Here is a 21,793-nt window from a genome sequence, read left to right as displayed (position 1 = left end):
AATGTATATGCTGTGAGTAGATTCAGTCATTTAATGAAAATTCAAATAACTTGTTTTTATATTGATAATACATTAATATACTTCTTCTAAAATGTTTCTCCATCTGCTGCTTTTTCTTTTAAACAGAAGAATTAATATAATTCCTTCAAAGCACCATTGTATTCCAGTTATAAACCATACAAATGAAACACTTAACTTCATAACGAATATTACATAATACATCAATGGTATCCTTATACACCAATTGGAAATAAGAGAAACAATAAAAGGAGTTCGTGTATCTCCTGCGCCCTTTAGTGACCCTCCTAAAACCATACTAATTGCCATAAATGGCTGTTCAATTGCTGCAATCATAATGCAGGTACTTCCTAATTTTATAGTTTCAAGGTCATTTATAAATAAATTCATTAATTGTCTAGGTATAAGTAAAAACAATACTGAGCAAATCAACATTACACCAGTACTGAAAAACATAGAGATATAAGCATAACTTTTAGCACCGCTAAAATCCTTTGCTCCTATACGTTGCCCAACTAAGGCAGTAGCAGCTACTGCAAATCCCCATCCTGGCATAAAGGATATCGATTCAATAGTTGTTGTAATTTGGTTTGCTGAAAAAGCCTTTGTTCCTAAATGCATTATAAAATAAAGTGACAGCAGCCTGCTGATACTGAATGCACCCTCTTGAAGACCTGATGGTATAGCCAGTGAGATAATTTTCTTTAAATTACTATATTTTAAATTTAACACATATTTTATTTTAAACTTTATTTCAGACCACTTAATATAGTATATTACAACACATATTAATCCAATCATATATGCTGTTGTTGTTGCTATTGCTGATCCTTTTACCCCCAGTGGTTTAAAACCTAATCTTCCAAATATGAGTATTGAGTCAAGAAAAATTGTGATTATAGTTATGATTAATGAAATGACAAATGGCACCGTAGTATTTCCTGTTCCTCTTAAAGATGCATTTAACATATTGGTAATCATATTGAAAAATAATCCTATTGCAGCAATCCTCATGAAAATAACAGCATTGTCTAACACTTCATCTCTTAACCCTGCTGTCTGAAGAATTTTATTGGGAAAAGCAATCAATATTATAGCAATAATGGATGCAATTATTACTCCAATAACCAATCCATGACTAAAATATTCCTCTGCTTTTTCCATTTTTTCTGCTCCAGTACTTTGTGCTACAAGAGTGGTTATTGCAACACTTATCCCTATTGCAACAAAAATATTTGACAATGTATACATTATTTCTGATGAGAAACCAACAGCACTAACCGCAGTATCACCACCATATTTACCAACGAAAGCTGTATCTATAACCCATACCAGCATATATAAACACATTTCTCCAACTGCAGGTATTGCTATTTTAAAGACCTCTCTGATTCTTTCCAATGTTATTCACCCCCCACTTAAATAACTATACCATAAATTGTTTTTTACTTCAATAAATACGATTAAAGGCTTATTCTTTAGTTTTTCAAAGAACAAGCCCTTATCACACTAGGATACTTTTTCATTTAACGAATATTCAATAATCATATCTAATAACTGACTGAATTCTATTCCTGCAGCCTTTGCACTCTTAGGAAAAAGACTATTTCTTGTCATACCTGGCAAAGTATTTATTTCCAACAGGTATGGTTCACCATCCTTTAGTATAAAATCGACTCTAGCATAAACTTTACATTTTAGCAACTTAAAACAATTAACTGCCATTTGTTCTATTTGTTTATGCAAATCCTTATCTAGCTCAACAACATATTCTTCTGCTCCTGCATCACTATATTTAGAGTTATAATCAAAAAAGTTTGATTTTGGCTTTATTGCAAGTATAGGTAACATGACTCCATTTAAAACTGGACAAGTTATTTCATCACCTTTAATATAATCCTCTACCATGACTTCATTATCAAACTTTAATGCTTCTATTACAGCTGTTTCCAGTTCTTCTCTTGAATTCACAATTGATGTTGCAACACTGGAACCACCAGAATTAGGTTTTACAACTAATGGATATCCAAGTTTTTCAATACATTCATAGTTTATTTTGTCTTTATCCTTTACAATTATCCAGTCTGCTGTATTTATACCACCAAATCTTAAAATCCTCTTTGTCATATCCTTATCCATACATAAAGCACTAGATAATACCCCACACCCAGTATAAGGAATACCCATAGTTTCAAGAACTCCCTGTACTGTGCCATCCTCACCAAATTTTCCATGTAAAGCCAATAATGCTATATCAATATCCTTTGCCTTTTCAAGCAAGTCCTCTTTTGTATTTATTACAATTGGTATTACTTCATATTTATTCTTATCTAAAGCTTTAACCATCTCTTTTCCTGTATTTAATGAGACTTCCCTCTCTGCAGATATTCCTCCCATTATAACGCCAACTTTCATCGTTATCCCTCCATTTTTCTTACTACATCTCCAATAACTTTAAAACCTTTAATAATTTCATCTTTGGATACTCTTGAAAATCCTAATCTAAATGTATTTTTCCCCTTTCCATCAGTATAAAATATATCTCCCGGGGTAAATATTACACCATTTTTACAACATTCAAATAAAACATCCCTTGCATTGATATCTCTAAGTTCAACAAAAATGTGAAGCCCACCTTCACCCTTGATATCTCTGCATGGAATCAATTCTTTAGCGGCTTTATAAGCTATTTCAAACTTTTCTCTGTATTCCTTTCTTGCTCTTTTTAAATATTTTTCAAAATTTCCACCCTTAAGATATTCATATAAAATGGCCTGATCTAAAAAGGATGTGTGTATATTTCTGCTTCTTTTTATACTTTCTAAGACTGAAATTAAATCCTTGTCTGCTAATATCCAGCCTATTCTCATTCCAGGAAATAAAATCTTTGAAAAACTTCCTAGATATATTACACCATTTCCTTTACCGTTTAAAGATATAATTGGTGCTATATGAGAACCACTGTACCTTAGCTCTTCATTAAATCCATCCTCAATTAAAGGCACTCCTCTTTGTCTGCAGGCATTAAATATTTCAATTCTTTTTTCTGGTGAAGTAACTATTCCCGTTGGATTATGGTAAGATGGAACAATATATACAAACTTAAATTCTTCTTTGTATAGTTTTTCTTCAAGTTTATTTATATTCATACCATCATCATCCATTTCAACACCATGAATATCAAGCTCATGAAGTTTCATAATCTTAATGGCAGTATTATGGGTTGGATTTTCACAGATTATTTTATCACCTTTGTTTGTAATTGCAGAAACAACTATGTCAAAACCTTCTGTAAATCCGTTTGTGATTAATATTTCCTTACCTTCAACATCTACACCCTTATTTTCCATATACTTCAATAGATATTCAATCAAAGGTTTGTATCCCTGTGCATATCCATAGTTTAATATTTTATCCCCTTCCATTGAAATCCTGTTTAGAAAGGCTTTTTTGAATTCATCCATGTCAAAAAGACTGCTATCTGGAGAAATACTTTTAAAGGAAATCATTCCTTTTTCCCATTTTATTTCATTTTTGATTATATCAAGTCTTTCAGCAAATCTTGCATAATCATTTATTTTTTCATCCCAACTTAAGTTAAAATTATCCTGAGGCTTTATCTTTATATCTGAAACAAAGGCACCTCTTCCTTTGACTATCCTTATAAACCCTTCATCTTCAAGATATTCATATGCTAATATTATGGTGTTTCTACTGACATTTAATATCTCTCCAAGCTCCCTTGTGGAAGGCAATTTAACATCTTTTTGTAATATCCCTTTAATAATTAATTCTTTAATGTAATCTTTTATCTGAAGATATACAGGTCTATCGTTATTTATATTTAAATCCCGAAACATAAATACACCTCTAAATATATTTTACACTAATCCTAAAAGTATAAAAGAACCACAATACACTTATTTTAATATTATTGTGGTTCTAAGTGAATAGAAACTTTATTTAGTATAAAATTCTTTTTGCATAGATAAAATATAATTGAAAGGATGATGTTTATGTTAACAGATAAAGTAATAACTTTATTATCTCTAATTTTTGTTGTTATTGGTGGTGTGGCTTGGGGCCTTGTAGCATATTAGGTTTTGATCCATTAACTCCAATTTTGGGAGGATATAATTCTGTTGCATCAAAAATAATTTACGGACTAGTTGGTGTTTCTTCCGTTATTGTTTTTTATAAATACCTAATGACACCTGGCGAAGATATTTACCGTAAAGACAAATAAAAACCATAAGTCTACCTGATTTACTATATTTTCAGGTAGCTTATGGTTTTTTATTAATTCTTATTTTAAGTTTCTGCTTCCTGGTTTTATATATGGAATTCCATTAGCACATAAAGGGCACTCACCTGTTTCAAAGCTCTCAATTTCAAGTTTTATTGCACTATAAATTGGATGTTCTAATCTTGCACTTCCTCTGTCAGCTATACATGCAATACCTACTACCACCCTCCAAGAGCCTTTATGACTTCAGCTGCCTCAAGGGCTGATTTTCCCGTTGTAACAACATCTTCGGTTATTAATACCCGTTCACCTTCTTTTATTTCAAAGCCTCGCCTTAAGGTCATTACACCGTTTTCTCTTTCTGTAAAAATAGCCCTCTTCCCAAGTTGCCTGCCTATTTCATATGCAACTATTACTCCCCCCATTGCTGGGCCCACAACCACGTCAAATTCAATATTTTTCAGTTTATCACAAACACTATTCAATACCTTTTCCGCCTTATCTGGATATTGCAGTAATTTTGCACATTGAATGTATCTATTACTGTGTCTGCCTGATGACAATAGAAAATGTCCTTCTAATAAAGCCTCTGAATTCTTTAATATTTCTAATATTTTCTCCATTTTATACACCCCTTATTGTTCCCTTTATTTCACTCAGGTTTTTTATATTCTCACTTACCATAAAACTCTTGATTCCATCTATTATATCAAGACAAATATCTGGTTTTATAAAGTTGGCGGTACCAACCTGCACTGCCTCTGCTCCTGCCATTATAAACTCTATTGCATCCTGCCATGTGGTTATTCCACCCATACCAACAACCGGAATATCAACAGCCCTAGATACTTCATAAACCATCCTGAGTGCTATTGGTTTTATTGCTGGTCCTGATAAACCAGCAAATGTATTATTAAAAACAGGCTTTCTTTTGTATATATCTATTGCCATGGCTTTAAAAGTATTAACCAAAGAAATTGCATCTGCACCGGCTTTACAGCATTTTTCAGACATATCAACTATGTTCTCTGCATTGGGAGATAATTTAACCATAATGGGTTTTTTTGCTATCTCTTTAACTCTTGATACAACATCATAAGCAATATTTGACTTTATTCCAAAAGCCATTCCTCCTGCCTTAACATTGGGACAGGAAATGTTTAATTCTATCATATCTATATCAGAATTATTTAATTTTTCAATACCTGATAAATATTCCTCAATTGTTCCTCCACCTAAATTAGCAAATATTACTGTATTAAATTTTTTCATTTTAGGAAGTTCTGTCTTAATAAATTCTTCTATTCCTGGATTTTGAAGTCCCACACTGTTCATTATTCCTGATTCAGCCTCGTAAATCCTTAATCCGTCATTTCCTTCCCTTTTATTTAAAGTCAACCCCTTTGTAGCTATACCACCTAATTTTGAGACATCAAAAACATTATTATATTCTTCTCCAAATCCAAATGTACCTGAAGCTGCAATTACTGGGTTTTTAAGTTCTATACCACATAAGCTAACATTAAGCATCTAGAAACACATCCTCCCCTGAAAATACAGGCCCATCCTTACACACCCTCTTGTTTCCATCTTTAGTTTTACAAGTGCATACAAGACAAGCTCCTATGCCACAAGCCATATGTCTCTCCATAGATACATAAACAGGTGTTTTATAATCCCTGCACATCCTTACTATTTTTTCCATCATAATTTCAGGACCACAGCATAACACAAGATTGTATTCCCATGGATTGAAGATATCAGTGATAAAACCCTTATGTCCAATTCTGCCGTTATTAGTAGCTACATATGAACTGGATATAAAATCTTTCAGATCATCAATTAAATATACCTCATCTCTGAATCCCGCAAATAAATCTATTTGTGCATTCTTTAATGCCTTAATTGTATAATACATTGGTGCAATACCAATTCCACCTGTAACAACTGCAACCTTACCCTTTACATTGGTGTTGAATCCCTTTCCATGTGGTCCAAATATCTCAATTCTGTATCCAGTCTCTAGTGTACTCAGAATTTTTGTTCCTTTGCCTCTGACTTCATATAGAAAAGATGTTAAACCATCTTGAACGTCATGAACACTTATAGGCCTTCCAAGAAGCAGTTCATTATCCCATCCCCTTAGCATATAAAACTGACCTGGTTTTGCTTCATGATTACATTCAATGACTAATTTGTATATATTATTTGCTACCTCTGCATTTGACTGTATTTTAACCCTTTCATATTTGTACTGCATTTAGTATATCCTCCTTCATTTTTAACACCTCTTGCCTTGCATACTTGCCAAAATCAGATTCTCCATTTTCATATTTTTTATATGCAAGAAGAATACCCCTTGAAGAATTTACTATGCCTCCGTTTCCGTTTTTTAATAAGATTGCCACATCCTTGGCTGTACCACCCTGGGCACCATATCCAGGTATTAAGAAAAACATTTTTTCACAGCGTTCTCTAAGCTCTCTACCCTCATCTATATGGGTACAGCCAACAACTGCTCCAATTGAACTATATCCAGATTTACCGATATATTTTTCTGATATTCCATTTATCTTCTCAGCCACTATACTGAAAACCCTTTTGCCATTTTTGTCAATAATGTACTGAATATCCTCTGCACCCTTATTTGATGTTCTTACCAATGTAAAAATACCCTTATTTTTATTCTCAATATAGGGTAAATATGGTTCTATACTGTCTAGACCCATATATGGATTTATAGTTATAAAATCACTTTCAAAATCCCCCTCAAAATGTGCCCTTGCATACATTTTAGCTGTATCAGCAATATCCCCCCTCTTAATATCAGCAATAATTATGGAATTCTTACTTCTGAGATACTCAAGGGTTTTTTTGTAGGCCTTTACTCCATTAATTCCATGGGCCTCATAATAAGCGATTTGAACCTTATAACATGCTGATATATCCAGAGTTGTATCAATTATCACTTTATTAAATTCAAATATTAAATCCTCAAGGCTTACATACCTTTTTTTAAACCAATCAGGTATATAATCAAGGGATGTGTCTAACCCAACACAAACATGGCCCTTTTCCTTAACACTATTAAAAAGTTTATCAATAATCATTTTAAATCCTCCCTGCTGTATACTATCCTTCCGCCTTTTATCGTCTTCATTATCCCACCATAAAACTCCATACCTTCAAAGGGCGTATTTTTTCCCTTTGAAACAAACCTTTCGGCTACTATTCTTTCTTTGTAATTCAAATCTACAAGAACAACATCACCATCGTAGCCTATTTTTATTTCACCCTTGTTATATCCCATTAGCCTTGCTGGATTTCTTGACATGAGCTCTGATAGTTTGTTAATTGTTATATGTCCCTCTCTTACCAGCTTTGTATAACATACTTGAAAGGAAGTTTCTATGCCAGATATCCCAGGTGCTCCATTTATTTTGTCTTCTGTTGTATGTGGAGCATGATCAGTAGCTATTGCATCTACATAATTATTTTTTATTGCATCTATTAAAAATCTTATATCTTCTATATTTCTTAAAGGAGGATTAACCCTATATTGCATTTCCCCAGTTAGTGCAAGATGATGAGGTGTAACCTCACAGGTTACATTATAGCCCATTTTTTTAGCTTCAATTATTTCCTTCATAGCTTCCTTAGTACTTACATGTGCCATATGCAGGTGGCAGCCTGTAAATTTTGCAAGGCAAATGTCTCTGGAAGTTATAACATTTTCAGATAGTCTAGTTGAAAATGGTGTTATTTCTTCATCCTCAGCATGGGAAATAACAGTGATACCTTTTTCCTTTGCCTTAATCATTGCATCAAGCATAACCTTGCTTTTTAAGACACCTTTACCATCATCTGAAATAAATCGTACTGAATTATTAATTTCATCCAGGTGATCTATTTCAATTCCATTCATATCCCTAGTAATTGAAACCGTCTGAATGATATCTACAAGACCTATATTCTTTGACTTTTCTAAAACATACTCTACTATTTTTGTACTGCTGCAAACAGGCTTTGTGTTTGCCATTAAATTAACCCCCGTATAGCCTCCTTTAACAGCAGCTAAGCAGCCGGATAGAATATCTTCTTTGTTAGTCAACCCAGGTTCTCTGAAATGACTGTGTAGATCCATAAAGGAGGGAAGTAGCACCAGCCCTTCCCCATTAATTACTTTACAATTCTTACTAATATTTATCCCTAATTCCTCAATTTTTCCATTATTTATATATACGTCTCCAACAAAATCCTGAGATGAATCAATAATCCTGCTGTTCTTTATTAGTAACTCCATGTGTTATACCTCCGAATGAAAGTAAATTTCATCACAGAACTGACATTTATATTCACCACTATATTCATCAACAAGATAGAAAACATGTATAATATCCCTTTCTATCGAAGTTACACACCTTGGATTTTTGCATTTTATAATATCTTCAACCCTTTCAGGTAATTTTAGTTTTATCTTTTCTTTTATAACTTCCTCCTCGATAATGTTAATTGTTAAATTTGGATCTATCAAACCAAGAACTATATAATCCATATCTATTGCATTTTCTATTTTTATGATATCCTTTTTTCCTAACTTATTACTTGGAGCATTCATAATCAGAGCAACTGTAAAGTCTGCGTTTTCTAGTCCTAGATATTTAAATATCTTAATACCATAGCCAGCTTTGATGTGATCTATTACAATCCCTTTTTTTATAGCATTAACTGTTACCATTATTCATCCACCCCCAATAGTTTTGCAATTAAAGCCATTCGTACATACATACCAAATTTAGCTTGTTCAAAATAATATGCACGAGGATCTTTATCTACCTCAATGGAAATCTCATTAACTCTTGGTAATGGATGAAGTACTATCATTTTTTCCTTTGCTTGTTTCATCTTTTCTATATCCAATATATAACTGTCCTTTAATCTTATATAATCTTCTTCATTAAAAAATCTTTCTCTCTGTACCCTTGTCATATAGAGAATATCAAGTTTATCAATTACCTCTTCAAGCCTTTCCACTTCTTTAAAATCAATTTTATTTTCTACAAGGTATTTTCTTAGATAATCAGGAATTTGCAGTTCTTTTGGTGAAATTAATACGAATTGATTATTTTCATATCTTGACATCGCTTTAATAAGGGAATGGACTGTTCTTCCAAACTTCAGGTCGCCACAAAGCCCAATAGTCAACCCCTTAAGTTTCCCTAGTTTTGATCTGATAGTTAAAAGATCTGTTAATGTCTGAGTTGGATGCTGATGTCCTCCATCACCTGCATTTATAACAGGCATATCTGTGTACATTGAAGCTAACTTTGGAGCACCCTCCTTGGGATGCCTTATAACAGTAATATCTGCATAACAGGCAATAGTTCTTATTGTATCAGCTATACTCTCTCCCTTTGCCACTGAGCTTGAATTTGGTTCTGAGAATCCAATTACTTGGCCTCCAAGTCTCAGCATTGCAGCTTCAAAACTGAATCTTGTCCTTGTGCTTGGTTCATAGAAAAGTGTAGCAAGAATTTTTCCTTTACATAGATCTGAATACTTTTGAGGATTGCTGATAATTTTATCAGCAAAATCAAAGATTTGTGTCAGCTCTTCAACTGAAAAATCCATTGGATCAATTAAATGTCTACCTTTTAACATATACAATCTCCTCCTTCTTAGCCTCACTGTGCTAAACTTAAAGGTATAAAAAATGTCCTCCTCTAATACAAGGAAGACACGACATAACTACACAAAATTAAAAACCTATTGACTTCCTTGTCAGCCTCACGGGACTGTTTTTAAAGGATTTATTTAAATGTATGATAACACACCCACAAACTGGTGTCAAGAATAAAAAATACAATATTATCACATGAATTTACCTTTTGTTAGTTATATATTTTGTAATAATTATTTAGTTATTCAAATATATATATAGTGTAATATTAAATATTTATTGGAGGGTTTTAAATTGAAAAACCTAAATAAAATTGCTTTAATACTTGTTATTATTGGCGCAATCAATTGGGGCTTAATTGGTATTTTAAATTTTGACCTAGTAGCTACAATTTTTGGCGAAATGTCAACATTAACAAGAATTATTTATTCTTTAGTAGGAATTTCAGGTCTTTACTTAATTTATGAAAAACTTATGAAAAAATAAATAATTGAATCTTTGGGGAGCTGTGGCACTGGCGCTTATTATCTGCTAATGCGACAGCTCCTTATTTTTGTAGGATGTATACAAAATCACGTAATTATGAACATCCTTAATAATTGCATATTGTAATTACAAATAGCATTTGTGAAAAATGTAAAGGCTAATAGCTAATTACTTAGTGCTAAAGTCTATTTAGATATTGGTTCATGATTAATCTTATCTCCAACACGTATAACACCAGACTTTATAACATCACCAAAACAAACTTCCTTTAATGGACAATTAATTTTTTTCTTATATACTTCACAATTTTCAAAACATCTTTTACCTTTACTTTTAATTACTATTTCAGCATCACTTATTTTTATGATATCCCCTATATTCATTTCTAAATCTCCTGAAATTGTTATATTTTCATAAAAACGTTCAAAACAAATACCTTTAATACCTGCACAATTTATTTTTTTCCGTGTTTCATTATTCAAAAAGCTTATATTTCTACCAGGTTTGCCCCCATTAACATCACAAGCCAAACCGTAATTTTTTATAAGCTCCCCACATTTTATCACTTCAAAAGAGCACTTCTCACAATTCTTTTTTACTTTTATTTCTAATATCTCAGCCATTTCAACATCCTTTATCTGGTAAAATAATAAATTTGTTTTGAATCGTAACCAAGAGATTTGAATTTAGAATAAATAAATTCAGCTTTTAATAGTTTTATTTTTATGATGTTCATTGTAATAGGAAGTTTTATAATATTTTCGTAATTTATTCCTCTCAGATTAAGTACATCTTTATATTCCCTGCTTTTTTCATCTATCAAAAATGCCTCACCCTGGATTTGCATACCTGCTAATTTCCCCATACCCTGAAAATTATCATATACACTTACGGAAACTGAACAATTCTTCAATAAATTACAAAATTTCTCTCCACCCTCTGTTAATAAGTAAATATAATTATTTTTATAATTATATTCTATTGGTGTTCCTCTAACCCTTTTATTACTTGCTGTGGATAAGGTACAAGTGCTATGGCAGTTCAAAAACTCTTCCACATAAAACTTTAGCTTAGCTTCAGGTATTTTATTTGTCAGTAAATCTTCCTTCATATGTTTAAGTTTGAGTGCAAAATCTATTATCTCATCTATTTTTATATTATCAAAGCATTCAAGTTTTAAGTTATTCTGATGAAATAAAAGTCTTATTTCATTTAAGTCGTTAACAGTCAGTTCTTCCTCTTTTATTCTTCCTGTAAATCCTTCAAAAAATATCAGACTTTCACCTAAAATTTCTTTTAATGGTTTAAAATATTTTTCTTTGTCCTTATCCTTTATACAACAACAGAATGCAGCACATTTTTTAACCTTTAACTGGTTAATATTTTTTAAAATAAATTTTATTATGTTTTCATCAATACTGCCATTATAAACTGGAGTGCCAAAAACAATAAAATCATATTCGTTAATATCAATATTTTTTTCATCGTATTTAATTACTTTTGATGGGCCTAAAATCAAACCAATTTTTTTTGCAATTTCATAAGTTGTGCCAAATCTACTATTGTAAACAACTAATGTCCTTTGCAAAGCCAACACCTCTTTATAATTTATACTGTTTAAAATGCTTACCCTTATATAAAAATGCATTCTCAGGGCATAGGTGCAAACATTTTTGGCAAGATATACATGCATATTTAAATTTAATTTCCTTGTTGCTCCTGTTAATAATTATATTATTTGTAGGACAATTATTAGCACATCTGCCGCAATTAATACATAAATTGTAGTCTACACTAAATCTTTTTTTTGCCCAATCTTTCGTAAATTTATTAAAGCCACTGTATACAAATTTTCCAAAACCACATCTTATACTTGATACATTTTTAATATATATTTTGTTTTCTAAAAATATATTCACATGGTTCTTTACTATTTTCTCAGCTTCCTTTTTTAAACTCTCAATTTCAGATCTAGTATTTTCTTTGAATGCCGTTACGTAGTAATTATTTGGCATTACTATAAAATCTTTTACTACAACTTTAAAATTTTTTTTATTCAATTCTTTTGCTAATATATCAGCCCCTGCTGCCTTATCTGCAGCTTGTGTTGAGTAAATAATACATTTTCTTCCCCTTCCATCAGAAATATTTTTACTTACCCAATTCGTAAAAAGATAAGGAAAAATTTCACAATGTATAGGAGAACCTAATATTAAAAAATCATAATCATCATTTAATATACTATTCCTGACAATATCAATTAGATGTATATTATGACCTTTCCTCTCAAATTCTTTCTTGTAAAGCTCTGCAACATATTCAGTATTTCCAGTACCTGAAAAATATATTATTTTACCATTCATTTCAACACCCCCGACTCCTTACAAAACAATTTTTATAATTAACATTTGATTGTTGACATACATTATTTGCAAACAAAAATCCCAAGAATGTCTTTGATGTAATAGCAAAGGTTTTATGTCATTTCCCAAGTATATTTTATCACAAAAATTGTAATTAGAAATAATATTTAACAAACATACATTTTTCACATAGATGCAAAATAAATAATGGAGGTGGATATTATGCTATGTGCTGAAATTTCTCTTTATCCATTAGGAACAAACCATGCCAATTCAATAATAAAAAACTCAATTCGTGTACTTGATACAGAGAATGTAGATTATAAAGTAGGCTCTATTTCTACTCATTTACACGGCCCCGATGAAGATGTATGGAAAAGCATTGAAGATATGTACAGACATGCTGCCAAAAATGGTGAAGTAAACATGGTCATTACAGTAACAAATGCAGGTAAAAATTTATAAAATTTTAGTCTCTAGTTAACCCTAGAGACTTTTTTTAAGACTGTTCAAAGATTATGGATGACTCTGTTTCTCTGCACCACTTTACCTTGATGCAAACAGACATATTTCTTGGACAAAACTTACATAAGCAGTTTTCATCCTCACCCTCACATCTATTTGTTAAATGCTCTGGACATTTTTTACAGTTACTGTTTATAACTTTTTCCATCAAATACCTCCTAGGAAATAATTTCACTATATGTTATCAATATTTTCATTCATTTTTTTTACTAGATTCATAACAAATTCATCTGATATTCTTAATAAATTTGCTATATCTTCGCTGCTTATTTTATAAAATATATTAAGACCTATTTTCTCACTGGTTAAAATACCTGCATTCTTAAGTATTTTTAAATGTTGAGATAAATTTGACTGACTAAAGTCTACATTTTCATTTAATTTGCATACGCACTTAGGTTCATCTAAGAGAAACTTTACAATTTTGTATCTTATGGGATGACCAAGGGCCTTAAAAACCCTGACACTTAATTCTTCCTGAGTCATTATAACACCTACCTAAAATTAAATTCTATTTGTTTATGCTTCAATATTGTTGCTTTTAAGATTAAAATACTTTTTATCATTATTAATATTATAGCTTATAATTAAAATTTTCAAGAACATATTCAACTTAAAGAAAAAAGAGGTCATTTCTAAATAACCTCTTTCATAGATAACTTTTTATATAAAAAACATTAATTCACCATATGTTGGAATTGGCCAGATTTTTGAATCTACCATATTCTCTAATTTATCACCATATAACCTCAACTCTTCCATAGATTTACAGATTACATCTCTATAATATCTCGCCTGTTCCTTAATGTTTTCTTTTAGCTTTTGAGCTGATTGAGTTAAACTTTCTAATTCAAGTACTTTTATCTTAAATGTATTCAAAGTTTCAGATATCTCTATCACTAATTTTTCTATTTCTGTAATTTGTATATTTAAATTTGTTGCCTTAATTTGGTTTAAAGAAGTTGCAACTTCATTCATATATTTAATTACTGCTGGTATTATCTGTTTATTAGACATTTCAATCATTGTGAGAGCTTCTATATTGGTACGTTTAATATATGTTTCTAAAGCTATTTCATATCTTGAACGTAATTCTTGTTCACTTAAAACATTATGCTTAGAAAAAAGTTCTACAGCCTCTTTTGTAATATATGCTTCTACAGCCTCTACTGTGGATTTAATATTTCTCAGGCCCCTTTTTTCAGCCTCTGATAACCACTCTTTTGAATAACCGTCCCCATTAAAAATAATTCTCTTATGATTGCTGATTATATCCTTCAATATCCATTTAATTTCCTCATGAACATCATTTACAGTTTCAAGTCTATCCGCTATTTCCTTTAAGCTGTCTGCAACTATTGTATTCAGTACAACGTTGGCATCTGAAACTGAGCTAGAAGAAGGTACCATTCTAAATTCAAATTTATTTCCTGTGAAAGCAAATGGAGATGTTCTATTTCTATCTGTGTCATCTTTTCTTAATAACGGTAATGTTGAAACCCCTGAGTAAAGTTTTTCTCCCCTTTGCCTTTCTGAAGTTACCCCATTTTCTATTCTCTCAAGTATATTTGTTAAATGTTCTCCTAAGAATATTGAAATAATGGATGGAGGTGCTTCATTTCCACCAAGTCTGTGGTCATTTCCTGGATTTGCTGCTGATGCCCTTAATAAATCCGAATAAATGTCTATTGCTTTTATTACAGCACATAAAAATACTAAAAATTGAATATTCTCATGTGGAGTTTTTCCTGGTTCTAATAAGTTCTGTCCATTATCTGTACTTAATGACCAATTATTATGCTTTCCTGAGCCATTAACTCCTGCAAATGGTTTTTCATGTAATAAGCAAGCTAACCCATGCCTATTTGCTACTTTTTTCATAGTATCCATTATAAGCTGGTTATGATCAGTTGCAATATTAACGTTTGTAAATATTGGCGCCAACTCATGTTGAGCAGGTGCAACCTCATTATGTTTTGTTTTTGCTGAAACGCCCAACTTCCAAAGTTCGATATCGAGTTCCTTCATAAATGCAGATACCCTTTCCTTTAGGCTTCCGAAATAATGATCTTCCAGCTCCTGTCCTTTCGGTGGTTTTGCTCCGAACAATGTTCTTCCAGTATAAACTAAATCCTTCCTTTTTAAAAATAGTTCTCTATCTATTAAGAAATATTCCTGTTCTGGACCTACTGTTGGAATAACCCTTTTAACCTCACTATTCCCAAATAACCTTAAAACTCTTACTGCCTGATTTGATAAAGCCTCCATAGAACGCAACAGGGGTGTTTTTTTATCTAATGCTTCTCCAGTATATGAACAAAATGCTGTTGGTATACAAAGAGTTACTCCACTGGCATCTTCTTTTAAAAAAGCAGGAGAAGTGCAATCCCAGACTGTATATCCTCTTGCTTCAAAAGTAGCTCTAAGTCCTCCAGATGGAAAAGATGAAGCATCAGATTCTCCTTTTATCAATTCTTTTCCTGAAAATTCTGTTATAACTCTTCCATCTTCAGTTGGTGAAATAAAGGCCTCATGTTTTTCAGCTGTTATTCCATTCATCGGCTGAAACCAATGTGTAAAATGTGTGGCTCCTTTTTCAATTGCCCAATCCTTCATTGCAGCAGCAACAACCTCTGCTACTTCACGTTCAAGGGCCAAACCTTCATCAATTGTTTTTTTCAATGCTTTATAAATTGGTCTAGGAAGTCTTTCTCTCATTACAGCATCATTAAAAACATTTGTCCCAAAAATCTCTGAAACCTTTACCCTTGTCACACCTGAACATTCTCTCATAGCAATCCCCCATTCCGCATATTATTATATAAATTTAAATTATATTTCGTCATATTACATATATTACATATGTATTTCGAAATTATATTAACAATTATATCCCTTTGTTAATATTTATGCAATAACTTTTTTATTAATATTCAGTATATATATTATTAAGAAAATATGAACATATTTAACAAATAATAACATATACCTTTGTTTAAACCATTTTAAAAAATTTAAAACAGTGCAATTTACTTAAATTTAAATGCACTGTTTTATTAACGTTATAATTATTAAAATTATCGGTTGATGAACTAAATATATCTTCAATGAATGTCTACTTAAAAAATTTATAAACTTTAGATTTATTTCATAACTAAATAGACTCTTATTATTGAAATATAACTTTTTATAAACATAGACTCCAAATGCGAAAACCCCTATGTAAGGAAAAATTGGATAATAGTCTATGGTAATAAATCCGTTATAAATTACTCCAAATGGTACCATAAGGGCATTATTAATAGTAATTTTATTCAATTTATATCCTATTGACAGTGAAATCACTGAAATTATCAGGAGGGTACTTCTTTTAAGTCTTAAAAAAAATGGTGATAAAATTATACTAATCCCTAGAAGATGCAGTATTCCAAATCTAACATATTGCCTTCTATCAAATATGAAGGTTGCAATCGTTATTAACATTGCCATAGCTAAAATTTTTAATCCTCTTTTAAAGTTATTTTTAGCTAAACCAGTACAAATTCCTGATATAGTTATAAATAAAACTGCTGATGTTTTTCCAATATAGAACCAAAATCCCCTGTCATAGCTTACATTAAACCCTAAATATTCATTTATATCGTATATTATATGAAATGATATCATTAATATTATTGCAATAGACCTGAGGAAATCTATTTCCCATATTCTTTTATTCTCCTCAGTCTTAAAGTACTTTTTCATTTATCCTGCCACTCCATTTTCCGCACCTGTCTCCAAAGCACCCGATCTCTTTATTATCTTCTGTAATTTTTACTATTTCACAATTATTTGGGCAATCATAACAATCGAAGCTGCTGGAGATAAAAGTACTCTCTGCAAGACTAAGTCCCTTAAACTTACTTTCCCCTGTTTTTTCAAAGGCCCTTTTCGCTAATATTGCAACACCAATTGCTCCCATCATGTTATAGTGCTCAGGGACATAAATCTTAAATCCCAGTTCTCTCTCAAATGCATCCTTCATGCCTATATTTGCTGCAACTCCACCCTGAAAAAATACCTTTGGTTTTATTTCTTTACCCTTTGCTACGTTGTTTAAGTAATTCCTTACAAGGGCTTCACACAATCCCCTTATTATATCAGCTTCACTATACCCTAGTTGTTGCTTATGTATCATATCAGATTCCGCAAATACTGCACATCTTCCCGCAATTCTAATAGATGTATTCGCTTTTAGTGCGTATTCTCCGAATTTTTCAATTGGTATATCAAGTCTTTCTGCCTGTCTATCTAAAAATGAGCCTGTTCCAGCTGCACAAACCGTATTCATTGCAAAGTCTGTAATAACACCATTGTTTAATGTTATTATTTTAGAATCCTGACCACCAATTTCTATTATCGTCTTTACTTCTTTATCTAAGTTTAAGGCTGCAACAGCATGTGCTGTTATTTCATTCTTTATTACATCTGCTCCAATGATGGTAGCAGCAATATGTCTACCGCTTCCAGTAACTCCAGAGGACTTTATTTGTTTTTTATCATATTTTTCATTAAGTTTTTTTAAACCTTCCTGTATCACCTTTATCGGTTTTCCTTTGGTCTTTAAATACATCTTTTCAATGACATTCATATTTTCATCTATAAGTACTATATCTGTACTTACTGAACCGACATCAACACCTAGATAAAACATCTTCCCTTCTCCTTTCCAGCAAATCTATAAAGGCCTCTACCCTTGTTAAATAACCTGCTTCCCCTGTCATTTCATCTACAACCAAAGTCATAATTGGCAATCCTAAATCCTTTGATATTTTAGGTAATATTGCCTTTGAAACTATCTCAGGCATGCATCCCAAAGGAAATATCTGTATAGCACCATCAAAACCATCTTCTTTTGCTAAAACAGCTTCCCCAATACATTCCCTGGCATGACCACCAATGCACAAAGCCATATAATCTTTAGAAGCTTTTTTAATATCCATAGAATTTAAACCTAATGGCGATAGTGCTGTATTTTTAACCCACCAGCTTGGGGTTAAGCGTCTTTTTGTAGAAACTCCCATTTCCATTAGTCTATCCTCTATATAAAGATTGGAAAATGGTTCTATAATTGTATATATCTCACCTATAACTGCTACCTTAATGGGATTTTTTTGAGCATCAAACTCGACGTTCTTTATCTTTTCATTATAGTGTTGTATAACTTCTATCATTTCACCTGGTGATTCAGCATTAAAAGCCTCTGATTTACATTTGTTCAAGAGTCTCTTACATTCACCCTTTCTTAATTCAAAACCAGATTTATATCTTGCCTCTCCTTCAACAGAATCCATTAATTCTATAATCTTTATAGCATCAAATAAAGATTTAATTTTCTGAATTTTATTTTTGTTACTATAAGCTGTCATATATCCTATCCTTTTAAATAGTTCTCTAATGCCGATATCAGATGGAGAATCTGCAACAATAAACTTCACATCATATCCTAATTTTCTTAAAATATTCATTTGCATCTCTCCATACTCCCCAAATCTACATGGTCCACAACTTCCTGTAATAATTACTGTATCAGCTCCCTGCTCTATGCTTTGTATATAGTTACCTAACTGGATTTTAAATGGTAGACATATTTCTTCTGGAGAATATAATGAACCTATTTCCAAAGCAGCCTTATTACTTAAGGGTGGAATAACGCATTCTATCCCCAGTCCTTGAAATAAGGCTTTTGCAGCTATATATACATTACCTAAGTGGGGAAAGGTTACTTTCATAGTTTATACCTCCTCCTAGCATGTCTACAAAAGCTTCTATTCTAGTTTCTAAGCCTGCCTCCCCTGTATGTTCATCAATTTTTAAGACCATAAATGGGAATTCATCTATTCCGCTTTTTATAAGTTCTATTACAACAGAATCAATACCACAGGCAAAAGACGAAATGTAAATAATTCCATCAATCTTTTTCTGTTCTGCCATAAATGTTGAGAATCCAAAGGCATTTCTAGCAAAATTCCAAAATGGCCTCTTATATAACTTTTGAATCTGTATATCCAAATCCTTCTCCTCAACAAATTCCTCAGTTATAACTCCAACTCCAAGCTTATTTAATTTTTTAACTAAATTCATGTTTATAAAACTATCGTAGATATTGTAGGGATGTCCTATTAATGCAATATTTTTTCTAAACCCCTGATTTTTTATTCCATAACTTGTATTATTTTGTTTTTCCATGGCTTTAGTACAGGCAGCTTTAACTTTACTTCTATCCTTTGTTATTTTCTCAGCTGATGCTATACACCAACTATAAAGCTTTTCTTTAGAGAAAAAATAAAGTGGAGCTGTCGTAATCATTGGTAGATTAGGTATTGAATTAACAAGCATCTCCGGTAACCCGCAAAACTTTGGACAGATAAATTCTTTTTTTCTAATTTGCATAATTCTTGGGGTTATTAATAGATCGCATTTATCCCTTAATGATGCTACATGACCATGAAATATCTTTATGGGTAAACATGCTTCATCAACGCAGTGTTTTACTCCTAGATCCAGAATTTCCTTGTTTGTATCAGAAGAATACACTATTTCTGTTCCTAATTCAAAAAAAAACGTTTCAAAAAAAGTAGAGTATTTATAGTTTAATAAACCCTTAGGCAATCCAATTTTCATAATATCCTCCAGAACAAAAGTAATCACACTAAGTTATTCTTCCCTAATTTTGTATTTTAATACCTCTATTTATAGATAAATTTTGTAACTTTTCTTGTCCAAAGTGAATATATTAATATTGATATAGATTTAGTTAAAGAGGTGAAATTATGCCGTTCTCATCCAGAGAACTCCTTGCACGTCTAATAAAATGTGAAGCAGAAGGTGAAGGGGAGTTAGGTATGAAAGCTGTAGCAAATGTTGTAATGAATAGAGTCCATGTTGCATATGGAGAATATTTGAGAACCGGCCAAGGGGATTTAAGGAAAGTAATTCTTCAACCTTTTCAATTTACATGTGCTATGACTGAGGTCTATGGCCAACCTAATCCTCAAAATATTTTTAATATTACACCTGAGGAAATACATTATCAAATTGCCGATTGGGCACTTGCTGGAAATAAGCTACCACAGCTTAACTCATCTTTATGGTATTATAATCCCTTTAATCCTGTTTGCGCAGTATATTTTCCAAAAACTAAAACAGGAGTTTTTAACTCAAGAATTAGACAACATTGTTTTTATGATCCAACACCTGCCTATGCCAAAACATGAATAAGGAGGTTATCTATGTCAAAGAAAAACCATTCACCAGAATTTAATGAGACAGATTTTTATGAAGAAAATTATCAATCATATCCATCCATGCAACCTATGTACAGATGTCCATATTTTAGTATGCGTCCTATGATGGTAGAACCTGAACCACCAGAATTTCCCATAACATCAACTCCGTCTCAAGCTCCACCTGCTACTGATTTTATGCAGGATGAACCAGCTCTTAAAAATATAAATTATACACAGGCATTTTTAAGAACTCAGATAGGCAAGAGAGTTAGAGTTGAATTTTTAATTGGTACAAATATGGTTGTTGACAGAGGTGGTATATTGGAAGAAGTTGGAATAAGCTATATCGTAATCAGAGAAACAGCAACTAATGTTAAAATAATGTGTGACTTGTACTCAATTAAGTTTGTAAATATTTATGAATCAGGAAGTCAGATTTGTCCTTGATTACAATGATATTTACGTAGTATTATACAAAAAACCGAAAAAAGGCTCTATACAAGCCTTTTTTCGATTTGTCCTTAAATTTAATGGGTCTTTATATCCAATCCAATTATATCAAATATGCATTTTGCTCTTTGTTTTGTTGAACCTGTTAAAGTAGTATACGAAACATTCTCTGCATCTAAAAAACTCTTAATGGCCTCGTCAACTTTTAATGCAGTTTCTTCATCCTGCCATCTTACTCCATCTTTTTCATATCCAAATTCCCTTGGTAAGAAGAATATATGATCATACTTAGGTAAATCTTTAAGAGCTAAACAATACAAGTCCTTTAATATTTCAATCTCTTTTATTGTTCTCTTTTTATTTCCAAGCATAAATCTCCCATAAATATATGGCAAGAACGTAGCATAATCTGTTATTGCATAGTCAAAGGGTGATAAATCATCTTCTAATTTTGCCTGTCCAATATATATCCCATACTGCTCCGCCAGTGATTCTATCATTCCTTTTTCCCTTAAATAGTCTGTTGAATATTCTGATGCACATCCTACATTATATCCTGCAATTTTCATTTCTGCATATAAATATTGTATTAATGTGGTTTTGCCACATCTTGGTCCGCCTAATATAGCAATTCTTATCGGCACATTACTCACTCCATATTATAAATTTTGAAAGCAAGTAATATTATATCAACACAGTATTCCCGCTTCAAGATACAAATTATCTTATTTTGAAATTTTATTTAATTCCTTAATTA

25 protein-coding genes and 1 pseudogene are annotated in these 21,793 nt (G+C 31.7%); 5 read left to right on the top strand and 21 right to left on the bottom strand.

Annotated elements, in window-relative coordinates; genetic code table 11:
- Positions 1–72 precede the first annotated feature (72 nt).
- The 3 genes from Q428_RS09885 to pdxR form a co-directional block, all read right to left on the bottom strand.
- Positions 73–1,419 (bottom strand): MATE family efflux transporter, encoded by a 1,347-nt coding sequence (locus Q428_RS09885; protein ID WP_278244896.1) that lies wholly within the window; start codon positions 1,417–1,419, stop codon positions 73–75.
- A gap of 108 nt (positions 1,420–1,527) precedes the next feature.
- A complete protein-coding gene (locus tag Q428_RS09880; protein WP_035380514.1) occupies positions 1,528–2,433 on the bottom strand; it encodes a D-alanine--D-alanine ligase in 906 nt (301 codons plus the stop codon).
- Positions 2,434–2,435: 2 nt separating this feature from the next.
- Complete coding sequence (gene pdxR / locus Q428_RS09875; RefSeq protein ID WP_035380513.1) at positions 2,436–3,878, bottom strand: MocR-like pyridoxine biosynthesis transcription factor PdxR; 1,443 nt, start codon at positions 3,876–3,878, stop codon at positions 2,436–2,438.
- Positions 3,879–4,096: 218 nt separating this feature from the next.
- On the opposite strand from pdxR, the gene Q428_RS15215 reads away from it, so the two are divergent.
- Entirely contained in the window at positions 4,097–4,264 is a 168-nt protein-coding gene (locus Q428_RS15215; protein ID WP_161633619.1) for a DUF378 domain-containing protein, read from the top strand.
- A 60-nt stretch (positions 4,265–4,324) separates the two neighbouring features.
- Here the strand turns inward: Q428_RS15215 and pyrE are convergent.
- The 7 genes and pseudogenes from pyrE to pyrB form a co-directional block, all read right to left on the bottom strand.
- Positions 4,325–4,887: pseudogene (gene pyrE, locus Q428_RS09870) on the bottom strand (orotate phosphoribosyltransferase).
- 1 nt (position 4,888) lies between these two features.
- Complete coding sequence (locus Q428_RS09865) at positions 4,889–5,794, bottom strand: dihydroorotate dehydrogenase (RefSeq protein ID WP_035380512.1); 906 nt, start codon at positions 5,792–5,794, stop codon at positions 4,889–4,891.
- A complete protein-coding gene (locus Q428_RS09860; protein WP_035380511.1) occupies positions 5,787–6,524 on the bottom strand; it encodes a dihydroorotate dehydrogenase electron transfer subunit in 738 nt (245 codons plus the stop codon). The genes Q428_RS09865 and Q428_RS09860 overlap by 8 nt, the downstream gene beginning before the upstream one ends.
- Positions 6,508–7,374: an orotidine-5'-phosphate decarboxylase gene (gene pyrF, locus Q428_RS09855; protein ID WP_035380510.1), complete on the bottom strand. Its 867-nt coding sequence runs from the start codon at positions 7,372–7,374 to the stop codon at positions 6,508–6,510. The genes Q428_RS09860 and pyrF overlap by 17 nt, the downstream gene beginning before the upstream one ends.
- Positions 7,371–8,567, bottom strand: coding sequence for a dihydroorotase (locus Q428_RS09850; protein WP_035380508.1), 1,197 nt, complete (start codon positions 8,565–8,567; stop codon positions 7,371–7,373). The genes pyrF and Q428_RS09850 overlap by 4 nt, the downstream gene beginning before the upstream one ends.
- 3 nt (positions 8,568–8,570) lie before the next feature.
- On the bottom strand, positions 8,571–9,002 hold the full coding sequence (locus tag Q428_RS09845) for an aspartate carbamoyltransferase regulatory subunit (RefSeq protein WP_035380506.1): 432 nt from the start codon (positions 9,000–9,002) through the stop codon (positions 8,571–8,573).
- Complete coding sequence (pyrB, locus tag Q428_RS09840) at positions 9,002–9,925, bottom strand: aspartate carbamoyltransferase (protein ID WP_035380500.1); 924 nt, start codon at positions 9,923–9,925, stop codon at positions 9,002–9,004. Before pyrB ends, Q428_RS09845 begins: the two co-directional genes overlap by 1 nt.
- Positions 9,926–10,238: 313 nt before the next feature.
- Between pyrB and Q428_RS09835 the strand changes: the two genes are divergently transcribed.
- Entirely contained in the window at positions 10,239–10,430 is a 192-nt protein-coding gene (locus tag Q428_RS09835) for a DUF378 domain-containing protein (protein WP_035380498.1), read from the top strand.
- A 185-nt stretch (positions 10,431–10,615) separates the two neighbouring features.
- On the opposite strand, the gene Q428_RS09830 is transcribed toward Q428_RS09835, so the two are convergent.
- From Q428_RS09830 to Q428_RS09820, 3 genes are read right to left on the bottom strand one after another with little or no spacing between them, the layout of a single operon-like run.
- The gene (locus Q428_RS09830; protein WP_035380496.1) at positions 10,616–11,053 is read right to left on the bottom strand and encodes an MOSC domain-containing protein; all 438 of its coding nucleotides are present in this window, start codon (positions 11,051–11,053) and stop codon (positions 10,616–10,618) included.
- A gap of 11 nt (positions 11,054–11,064) precedes the next feature.
- A complete protein-coding gene (locus Q428_RS09825; RefSeq protein ID WP_035380495.1) occupies positions 11,065–12,018 on the bottom strand; it encodes a flavodoxin domain-containing protein in 954 nt (317 codons plus the stop codon).
- Positions 12,019–12,031: 13 nt separating this feature from the next.
- Positions 12,032–12,793 carry an EFR1 family ferrodoxin gene (locus tag Q428_RS09820; protein ID WP_035380494.1) on the bottom strand — a complete coding sequence of 254 codons (762 nt, stop codon included), beginning with the start codon at positions 12,791–12,793 and terminating at the stop codon, positions 12,032–12,034.
- A gap of 222 nt (positions 12,794–13,015) precedes the next feature.
- Here Q428_RS09820 and Q428_RS09815 point away from each other — a divergent pair, with 222 nt between their 5' ends.
- The gene (locus Q428_RS09815; protein ID WP_035380493.1) at positions 13,016–13,258 is read left to right on the top strand and encodes a YkoF family thiamine/hydroxymethylpyrimidine-binding protein; all 243 of its coding nucleotides are present in this window, start codon (positions 13,016–13,018) and stop codon (positions 13,256–13,258) included.
- Between the two features lie 34 nt (positions 13,259–13,292).
- On the opposite strand, the gene Q428_RS15645 is transcribed toward Q428_RS09815, so the two are convergent.
- The 7 genes from Q428_RS15645 to Q428_RS09780 form a co-directional block, all read right to left on the bottom strand.
- On the bottom strand, positions 13,293–13,466 hold the full coding sequence (locus tag Q428_RS15645) for a hypothetical protein (protein WP_035380492.1): 174 nt from the start codon (positions 13,464–13,466) through the stop codon (positions 13,293–13,295).
- Between the two features lie 26 nt (positions 13,467–13,492).
- Positions 13,493–13,804 (bottom strand): ArsR/SmtB family transcription factor, encoded by a 312-nt coding sequence (locus tag Q428_RS09805; protein ID WP_035380490.1) that lies wholly within the window; start codon positions 13,802–13,804, stop codon positions 13,493–13,495.
- 177 nt (positions 13,805–13,981) lie between these two features.
- Entirely contained in the window at positions 13,982–16,111 is a 2,130-nt protein-coding gene (locus tag Q428_RS09800; protein ID WP_051515102.1) for a glutamine synthetase III family protein, read from the bottom strand.
- Positions 16,112–16,357: 246 nt separating this feature from the next.
- Positions 16,358–17,062 (bottom strand): heparan-alpha-glucosaminide N-acetyltransferase, encoded by a 705-nt coding sequence (locus Q428_RS09795; protein WP_051515101.1) that lies wholly within the window; start codon positions 17,060–17,062, stop codon positions 16,358–16,360.
- The gene (locus Q428_RS09790; protein WP_035380489.1) at positions 17,046–18,011 is read right to left on the bottom strand and encodes an acyl-CoA dehydratase activase; all 966 of its coding nucleotides are present in this window, start codon (positions 18,009–18,011) and stop codon (positions 17,046–17,048) included. Before Q428_RS09790 ends, Q428_RS09795 begins: the two co-directional genes overlap by 17 nt.
- Complete coding sequence (locus Q428_RS09785; protein WP_035380487.1) at positions 17,992–19,089, bottom strand: 2-hydroxyglutaryl-CoA dehydratase; 1,098 nt, start codon at positions 19,087–19,089, stop codon at positions 17,992–17,994. Before Q428_RS09785 ends, Q428_RS09790 begins: the two co-directional genes overlap by 20 nt.
- Complete coding sequence (locus Q428_RS09780) at positions 19,061–19,981, bottom strand: acyl-CoA dehydratase activase-related protein (RefSeq protein ID WP_035380480.1); 921 nt, start codon at positions 19,979–19,981, stop codon at positions 19,061–19,063. The genes Q428_RS09785 and Q428_RS09780 overlap by 29 nt, the downstream gene beginning before the upstream one ends.
- A 149-nt stretch (positions 19,982–20,130) precedes the next feature.
- On the opposite strand from Q428_RS09780, the gene Q428_RS09775 reads away from it, so the two are divergent.
- Positions 20,131–20,574 (top strand): cell wall hydrolase, encoded by a 444-nt coding sequence (locus Q428_RS09775; RefSeq protein ID WP_035380477.1) that lies wholly within the window; start codon positions 20,131–20,133, stop codon positions 20,572–20,574.
- 15 nt (positions 20,575–20,589) lie between these two features.
- Positions 20,590–21,033, top strand: coding sequence for a hypothetical protein (locus tag Q428_RS09770; RefSeq protein WP_051515100.1), 444 nt, complete (start codon positions 20,590–20,592; stop codon positions 21,031–21,033).
- An 80-nt stretch (positions 21,034–21,113) separates the two neighbouring features.
- On the opposite strand, the gene Q428_RS09765 is transcribed toward Q428_RS09770, so the two are convergent.
- Positions 21,114–21,680, bottom strand: coding sequence for an AAA family ATPase (locus Q428_RS09765; RefSeq protein ID WP_035380475.1), 567 nt, complete (start codon positions 21,678–21,680; stop codon positions 21,114–21,116).
- Positions 21,681–21,793: the final 113 nt, after the last annotated feature.

Source organism: Fervidicella metallireducens AeB (assembly GCF_000601455.1).
GTDB classification, from domain to species: domain Bacteria; phylum Bacillota; class Clostridia; order Clostridiales; family Caloramatoraceae; genus Fervidicella; species Fervidicella metallireducens.
This window is presented reverse-complemented; position numbering and strand designations above follow the sequence as displayed.